The organism is Mesorhizobium sp. M7A.F.Ca.CA.001.10.2.1, assembly GCF_003998575.1.
Taxonomy (GTDB): domain Bacteria; phylum Pseudomonadota; class Alphaproteobacteria; order Rhizobiales; family Rhizobiaceae; genus Mesorhizobium.
On record NZ_RZQY01001157.1, the window covers coordinates 1 to 888 of the forward strand.

Annotated in this window: 1 protein-coding gene and 1 pseudogene; both read right to left on the reverse strand. The window is 62.2% G+C overall.

The window, feature by feature from the left end:
- Nucleotides 1-218, reverse strand: a 218-nt coding sequence (locus EN964_RS39300) for a TOBE domain-containing protein (protein WP_306663838.1), incomplete at its 3' end; no start/stop codon positions are given.
- A gap of 412 nt (nt 219-630) precedes the next feature.
- A pseudogene (locus EN964_RS39305) lies at nt 631-876 on the reverse strand (ATP-binding cassette domain-containing protein); the annotation flags it as partial.
- Between the last annotated feature and the right edge of the window lie 12 nt (nt 877-888).

The following is an 888-nucleotide window of genomic DNA, read 5'->3' on the forward strand; positions in this document are numbered from 1 at the left end:
CCACAGCCCACCCGAACCGCCTCGCCCGCATTGAGTTCGGACCGAGACGACGATGCGGCAAGCTTGACAATGAATTTCAGGCCGCCCGCCGTCACAGCGACGAGCCGGATGTGATCCCCGACATAAACGGACTGAACGACGGTTGCCGCAATCACGTTGAGGGCGGTGGAGCCATCGTGCAATAAGGACATGCGCTCGGGCCTGATCGACAGCGTCACCCTGGCGCCCGCAGGGGGCGTCGCGCCAGGGGAAATGGCGTTTCAACACCAGATCGCCATCGTCGAGATGGACGGCCACGCCACCGTTTTCACCGCCGGCAAGCACGGTGCCGGACATGCGGTTGTTCTCGCCGATGAAGCTCGCCACAAAGCTGCCCGTCGGACGCTCATACAGTTCGCGTGGTGTCGAAAGCTGCTCGATGCGGCCGGCGCTGAACACCGCGATCCGGTCCGACATGGTCAGCGCCTCGGTCTGGTCGTGTGTCACATAAACGAACGTGACGCCGAGCCGGGCATGGATATCCTTGATTTCGAACTGCATCTGCTCGCGCAATTGCTTGTCGAGGGCGCCGAGCGGTTCGTCCATCAGGACAAGATTTGGTTCGAAGATCAGGGCGCGGGCAACCGCGACGCGTTGTTGCTGGCCACCCGAAAGCTGCGCCGGACGCCGGTTGCCGAATTCGGGCAACTGGACCATGTCGAGAACGTTCCTGACACGTCGCGTCACCTCGTCGCGGCCAAGTTTGCGGACCTCGAGCGGGAAAGCCAGGTTTTCGGCGACCGTCATGTGCGGGAAAAGCGCGTAGTTCTGGAACACCATGCCGATGCCGCGACGATTGGCGGGAACGTTGTCGATGCGCTTATCGTCAATGAGGATTTCGCCCTCGGT